The following is a 9529-nucleotide window of genomic DNA, read 5'->3' as shown; positions in this document are numbered from 1 at the left end:
GTGTGGCTGGGCGGTGGATTTTATCACGCGGCCCAGGTGCTTAAAATGAAATGGCTATTAACTCTCTGGAGCTAGAGAGAGAGAGAGAACGAAGTGGGGGGGGGGTAATGAGAGACTATTATTTGGAGGAGGATGGAGGAAATGCAACAGGACGCAAGAGGTACTCACAACAGGATGCAAGAAGTACAACAGGATGTAGAAGGTACACACAACAGGATGTAGGAAGTGCAGCAGGATGCAAGAAGTACAACAGGATGTAGAAAGTACACACAACAAGATGTAGGAAGTGCAACAGGATGCAAGAAGTATGAATGTGCAGAATGTTGGTATGAACTTGATGAATCGCAATTTGACCATCATGAATCAAATATCTGACCCTACTAGCGCGACGAGTCTTTTTTTAAATCTGCATTTTAATTGCACTGCAGTCATGTATCGTGAAACATTCAACAGCGTCAGCACTAAGTAAATACTCCTGAAGATGGTGGTGTTTCGGTCGACATGCAGGGTGGAATTAATATTTTATTCCAGGTATTCGAAATGCACGTGATTTGAGGCTCTCGCGGTGATGACTATGAAAATTACTGTCGTCTGGGACGTGACGCCGTGTAGTCTGGTATACAGGTACCGATGTCTTGTAAGGAACAGGGCTAAGCTGTACCAGAATACACGGCGCAACGTCCTAGAAGGAAGTAATCTTATGAGAGTTTAGATTCTGTTATAGTGACAATCCTGGAATTTTCCGTAAGTTTCTGGAAGAAGCTAGTCCACGAAAGAAATGCTTTCAAGTAGCCATGAGTACTCTGATCCATCATCACATCGCAGTCATCAGCAACGTAACGATCACTTCTTTCCCGTTTTGTACAGCATTCATTAAGGCACTGATTACCCTTGAGTTATTCGCTACGCGGTAAAGTGTGATTTTGATTTTTTTTACGTCCGGATCAATAGCTGCTTCACGTAATAAGTTAATATAATCGCTGAATTTCTGATAGGGGAAATGTAATAGAATATCCTTATCATCAATGGCTTTCAGAATACTTTTTCCCGTTTTAATCTGTGGATGATCCAAAGGTGGAGCAGGTACGTATTCAAGATCTTTTCCACCTACGTTTGGGAAACTCATGAAGTCTTTAAAATTATGATAACGTCCTCCCGGAATTAAATTATCATCATCTGCCAGTTCGAGTTGTTTGATCAGGTATTTCAACAGATCTTTCGGAATATCCTTATCGTATACAAAACGGACAGGTTGTCCGGTACGCCGGCGATTAACGCTTTTTGATATTTTTTCAAGGAAACTTTTGGTCAGGTCGTTATCTATATCTAATTCTGCATCACGGGTTAACTTAATGGTATACGCTTCGTATTTTTCATATTTGAAAATTGCAAAAACCTCTTTGATATTGAACCTGATGATGTCATCCAATAAAATGATATATTGTTTGCCCCCGATAGGAGGAAGCTGGATAAAGCGTGGTAATACGGCGGTCGGGATATCAATAATGGCATACTCTACATTGTTTTGTGCATCAGTAAGTTTTGTCGCCAGATATATAGCCCGGTCCTCAAGATACGGAAATTTTTCGACATTACTGAACATGATCGGAGAAATAGCCGATAATACTTTTTCGTGAAAATAAGCAACCACAAAATCCTGTTGTTCAGTTGACATTTGGGTTTCATCTACGATGTGGATATCCTTATTCTCCAGTTCTTTCAGTATTTCAAGATAGATATATTGGGACTTTGATTGCAGGATCATCACTTTTGCCTGGACTTGCTGCATTAGTTTTTTGGGTTTTTCCCCCAACATTTTTTTTGAATCGATCTTTAAGTCAATCATTCTCTTAATCGTTGCAACACGAACTTTGAAGAACTCATCCATATTATTGGAAAAGATTCCTAAAAATTTTATACGTTCAACCAGGGGAACAGTAGGATCGGCTGCTTCTTGTAGTACCCGCTCGTTAAAAGACAACCAACTTAATTCTCTGTTTACAAAAATATTTTCCATAATGTACCAAACAACAAGTATTTCAATGCCTTTACAATAAATTGTTAACGTAAGGAAATTCCCTGAATTGTTAACAGATTTACAATTTTCTTTCCATGTATCTTTTTACAAACTTACACGAAATTATTCTAATATCCTAACTATTGGTCAATTCTGGTCGATCCGGAAGATCATCATGAATGATAATATGTTAAATATGGATATTATTATTTGAATTTTTCGATAAAATAATCAGACGAAATACTCTTCATCTAATTTGTAAAAAACATGTTAAAAATATGATTTTTTGTTTTATTTTTACCTGTGAATAAGATTATTTCTTTATCGTCCTTTAAATATTGAAAATATGAAGCATTTTTTTACTCTATTCATTATTATAAGTATCTCATTCCTGAATATACAACATCTTTTAGCTCAGGATGATGGTACCTGGGAATATGTTGCTGCAGAAACTTTTAATGGCGGAGATGGAAATCCAGGTGATCCTTATCAGATAAATAGTGCAGAACAACTCGCATTGTTTGCAAAATACCTGAATGAAGGATCAACCTATACTGATTTTTATTCAAAAAATTATGTGCTGACTAATGATATTGATCTTTCCGGACGGGAATGGATCCCTATTGCAAATTACGATCAACGTGCTTTTTTTGGCATTTTTGATGGGAATAAAAAGACGATTCGTGGAATGACCATAGAGGACTACAATTATCAAAATGGTTCCGAAATTTATATAGGGTTATTTGGCTGTATATCAGGCGGGGCGAAGATATATGATTTGATTTTGAGTGAAGGTAGTATTAAGGTCTTAAATTTGAGTTTATTATCTTACACCGGAGGTGTGGTCGGTTATTCTTTGGGTAGTACCCCTACAGAAATCACTAACTGCCGGAGTTCGGTAGATATTGTAAACAATAACGCCCGGACATTTACCGGGGGAATTATAGGAAGAAGTAATAGTGGAATTATGATTTCTGATTGTAGTAATTCAGGCACTATTACCGGAAACGCTTCTTCCAATTCATCGAATACCGGAGGAATTATCGGTCATTGTGAACAGATCGGTGCTACCATTCAAAATTGTATTAATTATGGGGATGTAATGTCTATATCTGCCGGAGGCGACGGAGGAATAACCGCAGGTGGAATCGTCGGAAATATAAAAGGAGGCTACAATAATATTACTATTGAAAAATGCATCAACCATGGTAAAATATCAGGATCCGGAGAATATAACCATTCAGGAGGTATACTTGGGTATTTATTCAGCGAAGGGACACCTACCCTATTTGATATGATCGAATGTACCAATAACGGGACAGTTACCGGAACCGGGAACAAATCTTATATAGGCGGGCTCATCGGGTTTGCCCAGAATTTCAATTCCGGTACCGGCACCATAAACATTGTACAAAGCATGAATAACGGAGCAGTTTCTATGGAAAATACTGCAAATGTAGATTCACAGGTCGGCGGTATAATCGGACATGCTTCCAGTCTGGTATCAGGAAGTGCCATCAACCTGAATTATTGTACTAACCTGGGGAATGTTAATGGCGATATAATATATGCTGGTGGTTTGATAGGAGCGGCCGGTTATTCATCATCTTCGGGTGATATAACGGTTAATGATTGTTATAGCCATTCGCTTATTAAAACCGCCAATACTACCAATGCAGGGGGGATTATCGGATATATTGAAGATGGTAATATCTCTATCTCTAAATGTTATGCTTCGGGCAGTATTACCGCAAACAATACCTATGTTACCGGAGGGTTGCTTGGAAAAATGAATGCCGGAAATGTTAGTATTGAATATTCTATAGCGGCACAATTCATACTTACCGGGAAAGAAAATTCGGTAAATCGTATTATGGGTGAATATTCAGCATCCACTCTTCTAAATCAGAACTTTGCATATGATGGCATGCTGCTGAATGGAGCGCTGATAAGTTCAGCAGGTAGCGCCAGTGGCGAAAACGGGGCATCAAAAACCATTGAAGATTTACATAATATAAATACATATCAGACGGACCTGGGATGGGATATTAGTGAAATAAATTCTCCTTCTTCGAGCGAATGGCTTATATGGGATTATACCAGTTATCCGTACTTTTCTTTCCAGAGCACTCCGGTAAGTATTAGCACCTTAAATCCCTTGGAATTATCATTGAGCGCCTTACGGTCATCCGATAGTTTGCAGATCCGTAATAGCAAAAATCAAAGAATCGCTGTTTTGCCAGCTCTTTCTGATGGTCAAAATACATTTGATCTGACCCTGACGGATATGCAGTTTGCAGTAGGTGATACGGTGTATTTTGTTAATTATGAGAGTGAAAAATCAGGGTCGTATCCGGTATTTGCTCAATGTGGTGATCTTCCAGAAGGAAGAATAATTGTATTCGTTGACATTCCGGTCAACAATGCATTAGTTGCCATTTACCGAATAGAACCTGAAGAAAAAGAGATTGTTCCGGTCGATACGGCCCGTTATGATGGGGGAATGTATTACTCTGATAACCTTTCGTTAGGTGAATATTTAGTCAGTGTCGAAAATGTAAGCGGTTACCTGCCCACTTACCATACCAACGCCCTTATATGGAACCAGGCCGATACTGTACGTCTCAAGTCCGGAGGTGCAATGACTGAAGTAAATGTCAAATTGAATAAGATACCGGAGATAGAATCTGGAGATATAACCATTGAAGGTAATGTCTATGATGCATCAAGTATCAAAGCCCGCGTTGCGCTGAATTCGACCGTGGGTATTTACCGTTCAACGAAGAGCGCCCAGAAATCAGAAGATTGGGAATTGGTCCGGAAAGTTCGACCGGATGCAAACGGTTATTACCGTTTTGACAACCTTCCTGCCGATGTTTACAAAGTTGTGATCGATTTGCCCGGCTATACCTTACAGGGCAACGGTATCGAGATCGATGCCAAGGCCGGCAATATTTATACAGCTAATGATTTTATGGTTGATGATGTCCATAAAACGATCAATGATGTCACTACTTCTGCACCGGTTTATGAAAGCGCCCAACTGAATATATATCCCAATCCTTTCGATGGTGAAATACGTATATCCGGTTTGGAAGGCTCCTATGTAATCAGGATCTATGACCTGTTAGGGCGTGTGGTGATACACAAGAAAGGTTCTGCCGGAGAAGAGGTGTTAGATCTGGGCAGGTTACCATCAGGTATCTATATTATCTTTCTGGAAGCAGGAGGAACCACTGTTTCCAGAAAGATAATAAAAGTAAATGAATAATTGTAGAAAGGCAATAAAAAAGGCGACAATTTGTCGCCTTTTTTATTATCCAATTAATATTATTATATTTACTTCTTATTTAACATAAAAAGTATGTTTCTAAAAGCCGGGGTGAACTAATGGATATAGAAAGCTTTTACCTTATTCTTACTCTGATATCTGCCTGCGTAACGTTAAGTTTTGGCGTTTGTTTTTTTACACTATCTATACCCAAAACATACTCTTTGCGGGGTTACAGCATGGCCAGGATTGTCATGGCATTTGCATATATCACTATGGGACTTCTCAATATTATTGATATGTATATACGTTCGGGAATAGATCCTGTAATGAATTATAACCTGACGAAAATTATCACCCTTGCGATTTCACTTTTTCAGGCTTTTCTTTTTACTTATACAATTATTACATTGATCAATGTCCAGTTTTGTACGAGGCGAAAAATCATTAGAGAATTAATTCCCATTGTCCTATTTTGTGTTTTATCTTTTATTGTATTATCTGAAAAGCCAACACGATTATTTAATATCGTATTCTATTCTTTTGTTGTGTATTATGCCTTTTCATTGGTTAGATATACCATATTGTTTGTAAGAAATTATAAACAATATAAAAAGCAGGGGGCTAATTTCCCAAAACAGGAATCGAGGATGTTACGGTGGGTGGTCATTGCTTTTTTCCTGGCCCTTGCTATTGGGATTATGGCATTTCTGACTCTTTTTACCTCCCAATTATGGGTGCTTTTGTTCACACTTGTTCATATCCCTTTTTATATTTATTTTGGGATACAGTTCATAAACTATGGTCTTATTTTTCAGAAGATCCGCTCTATTGTTGCTCCTAACGAAGAAACAGAACCTTATGTAAGAACCTTTCATCAGATTGAGAGAGCGCTTGTCAAATGGAAGAATGAGAAACATTTCATCAAACAAGGCATTAAAATAGATCAGTTAGCGGCAGAAATAGGTACCAATAGAACATACTTATCTAATTATTTTAATACTTATCAGAAAAAAACATTCAGGGAGTGGATCAATGAACTTCGCATTCAGGATGCAAAAATATTATTGATGAAATATCCGGATACGCCGGTTAATGAAATTGGATTCCAGATGGGCTATACTGATAAAAGTAATTTCGGGAGGCAATTTGTTAAAATTACAGGATTGAGTCCACAAGCTTGGAGGGAACAAGAAAACAAATCATTGAAAAAATCTTAACCATTGTCAAAATTATCACTCCGGTGGTCGCTTTTTATGAAAATTTTGTTGAATTGACCACCCGCAGATGCTAATTGACCTTACATTTGTAATAACTATGTGAGTTGTTTCTATTTTGTTTGTATACAGTTAATTATATTTTATATTTTATGAAGAAAATTTACTTTATTTTTTTATTGATCATATTATATACAGGAAGAATTCTTGCTTATGAGGGAACTGGTACCAAGGCGGATCCTTATCTTATAAACAACAGGGTTGAACTCGAACAAATCAAAGATTATTTGGGAGACTCCTCCCGGAATACTTATTTTAGGTTAATGAATGATATTGATTTGTCCGGATCATCCTGGGTGCCCATAGGAGATCAATCTAATCCATTCCAGGGAAAATTTGATGGTAATTCCAAAAGTATCAATAATCTTAGTATTGGTCTGGATGGGGTAACTTATCAATGGTCGGGCATGTTCGGATATCTAGGAAATGGAGCCAAGATTGAGAATTTGACAGTAAAAAATAGTAATATCAGGACATCTTCTTCTGGATATCATTGGAGTGGCGGTATTACCGGTTATGCCCGATGCGGTGGTAATAATACGTCAGCAGAAGACACTATCCTGATACATAATTGCCACCATACCGGAACCATCATGGAAATTACAAGCGATCCATTTAAGAGTACAGGAGGGATTGTAGGAGAAGCTGTATCCGACGGATATGGAAAAAGTACCATTATCATTTCCGAATGTACAAGTGATGGAGTTCTAAGTGGTACTGGTGATGTTGGGGGAATTATAGGTTTTGGTAGTGTAACGGGCTCGAGTGCCCCTTATGATGAAAAAATTTTAAGTGAGTTCCGTTTGATCGATTGCCAAAATCAGGCGACGGTCTTTTCTGAAGGAAGTGCGGGAGGAATAATCGGGGCGATGAATATTCAAACCGCTTATCTCCAGGAAGCTATCTTTGTTATGTCAGGATTACACAATGCCGGTGCTGTTACATCCGATTTTGCTGCGGGAGGTATTGCTGGCGGATATAATGCAATGGATGAAATAGCAAAAATCGAACAATGCACTAATAACGGGGAAATATTTGGTTCAATGTACGCCGGCGGGATACTTTCTAATGCAGCGAATGTTTTATTGTTTCAGTGCATCAATGCAGGTAAGATTAAAGGGGGAGCTACCGGGGGAATTGCCGGGGAAATTAGTGGAGAGTCCGTCGAACTAACACAATGTATCAATAATGGAATTATTGAGCCTGATTTTCAGTCTCTTGCTGATGAGATTTCGCTAGGAGGAATCATTGGTTATGCCCAAATAGAAGACTACTTTGTTTTATCCCAATGTATTAATAATGGTGATCTTATCGGAGCACATGAAAGTATTAATTGTGTTGCGGGAGGTCTTGTAGGTATTGCATTGCCAACCTCAGGGAAAAGTCTCAATATTAAAGGATCTTATACCTATGCATTTTCTATTACCGGAAGTACTGTAGGAGCAATAATAGGAGAAATAGAAGGCCAATACCAACTGGAAGATAACTTTTTTCTGCAAAGCCAACCAGGGTTGCTTGCAGTATCCGGCGAAACTGTCACTACTGGGGTAACATCACTTTCATCCCAGCAATTCCGTAATCAAGATACTTTCGTCGGGTGGGATTTCACATCTCCGGACGGATGGTCCTACCTGAAAGAAAAGGGAAATATTTATGATTATACCCGTCCATACCCGGCAGGTATTGATACGGTGTCCGGAGTTGTTACTGTCAGGTTTACAGAAAATACGAATGTCGTCAAATTGTATGACGGCGGAACAAGTATTTCTGATCCCGGTTCTGTAGATATATCGGTCAAGGGGAGTACTTCAATACTGAATGTTGATATGAGCACATTTACAGGTGTTTATGATGATCCGTCGTTAGGAACAGGGAAAACCGTACAAATATCCGGGTATGCGTTACAAGGAGAGGAGAGCGGAAAGTATCTCATATTAAATAATCTCCTGACGGATAATGTTGGGAAAATTGTCACTTCTGTCACCGGAAAGATATTGGTAACCCTCGATGTTTCTAATAGCAATGCTTTGGTAACTATTTACCGTATAGAACCTGAAGAAAAAGAGATTGTTCCGGTCGATACAGCCCGTTATGACGGGGGGATGTATCACTCTGATGGACTTCCGTTAGGCGAATACTTAGTCGGTGTAGAAAATGTAAGCGGTTACCTGCCCACTTACCACACCAACGCCCTTATATGGAACCAGGCCGATACTATACGCCTCAAAGAATACGGACAAATACTGACTGTGAGTGTTAAATTGAATAAGATACCGGAGATAGGATCTGGAGATATAACCATTGAAGGTAATGTCTATGATGCATCAAGTGTCAAGGCCCGTGTTGCAATGAATTCGACCGTGGGTATTTACCGTTCGACCAAAAGCGCCCAGAAGTCAGAAGACTGGGAATTGGTCCGGAAAGTACGACCAGATGCGAACGGTTATTACCGTTTTGACAACCTTCCTGCCGGTGTTTACAAAGTAGTGATCGATTTGCCCGGCTATACCCTTCAGGGCAACGGTATCGAAATTGATGCCAAGGCCGGTAATGTTTATACTGCTAATGACTTCATGGTAGATGAAGTCCATAAAACGATCAATGACGTCACTACTTCTGCACCGGTTTATGAAAATGCCCAACTGAATATATATCCCAATCCTTTCGATGGTGAAATACGTATATCCGGTTTGGAAGGCCCCTATGTAATCAGGATATATGACCTGTTAGGGCGTGTGGTGGTACACAAGAAAGGTTCTGCCGGAGAAGAGGTGCTAGATATGGGCAGGTTACCATCAGGTATCTATATTATCAGGTTGGAAGCAGGAGGAACCAATATTTCCAGGAAAATCATTAAAAATAAATAACCCTTAAGTCGATTACAGGGAAGACGGTGGAGAACTTTCTTCACCGTCTTTTATAGAATTGTGGTTGGGTAAATACAAAGGTGTTTTTTCGTAAATT

5 protein-coding genes are annotated in these 9529 nt (G+C 39.0%); 4 read left to right on the top strand and 1 reads right to left on the bottom strand.

Annotation, left to right across the window (positions count from 1 at the left end; translation table 11 throughout):
- Nucleotides 1-107 precede the first annotated feature (107 nt).
- On the top strand, nt 108-260 hold the full coding sequence (locus tag LBQ60_12660) for a hypothetical protein (GenBank protein MDR2038766.1): 153 nt from the start codon (nt 108-110) through the stop codon (nt 258-260).
- Between the two features lie 554 nt (nt 261-814).
- On the opposite strand, the gene LBQ60_12655 is transcribed toward LBQ60_12660, so the two are convergent.
- Nucleotides 815-2017 carry a hypothetical protein gene (locus tag LBQ60_12655; GenBank protein ID MDR2038765.1) on the bottom strand — a complete coding sequence of 401 codons (1203 nt, stop codon included), beginning with the start codon at nt 2015-2017 and terminating at the stop codon, nt 815-817.
- 346 nt (nt 2018-2363) lie between these two features.
- On the opposite strand from LBQ60_12655, the gene LBQ60_12650 reads away from it, so the two are divergent.
- From LBQ60_12650 to LBQ60_12640, 3 genes are all read left to right on the top strand, one after another.
- Entirely contained in the window at nt 2364-5288 is a 2925-nt protein-coding gene (locus tag LBQ60_12650) for a T9SS type A sorting domain-containing protein (protein ID MDR2038764.1), read from the top strand.
- Nucleotides 5289-5407: 119 nt separating this feature from the next.
- A complete protein-coding gene (locus LBQ60_12645) occupies nt 5408-6508 on the top strand; it encodes a helix-turn-helix domain-containing protein (protein ID MDR2038763.1) in 1101 nt (366 codons plus the stop codon).
- A 149-nt stretch (nt 6509-6657) separates the two neighbouring features.
- Nucleotides 6658-9432 (top strand): T9SS type A sorting domain-containing protein, encoded by a 2775-nt coding sequence (locus tag LBQ60_12640; protein MDR2038762.1) that lies wholly within the window; start codon nt 6658-6660, stop codon nt 9430-9432.
- Nucleotides 9433-9529: the final 97 nt, after the last annotated feature.

The sequence above is a fragment of the Bacteroidales bacterium genome (assembly GCA_031275285.1).
Lineage (GTDB): Bacteria > Bacteroidota > Bacteroidia > Bacteroidales > UBA4181 > JAIRLS01.
This window is presented reverse-complemented; position numbering and strand designations above follow the sequence as displayed.

Coding starts and splice junctions, on each gene's coding strand:
- LBQ60_12660 (MDR2038766.1), top strand. CDS start 108: ATGAGAGACTATTATTTGGAGGAGGATGGAGGAAATGCAACAGGACGC.
- LBQ60_12655 (MDR2038765.1), bottom strand. CDS start 2,017: ATGGAAAATATTTTTGTAAACAGAGAATTAAGTTGGTTGTCTTTTAAC.
- LBQ60_12650 (MDR2038764.1), top strand. CDS start 2,364: ATGAAGCATTTTTTTACTCTATTCATTATTATAAGTATCTCATTCCTG.
- LBQ60_12645 (MDR2038763.1), top strand. CDS start 5,408: ATGGATATAGAAAGCTTTTACCTTATTCTTACTCTGATATCTGCCTGC.
- LBQ60_12640 (MDR2038762.1), top strand. CDS start 6,658: ATGAAGAAAATTTACTTTATTTTTTTATTGATCATATTATATACAGGA.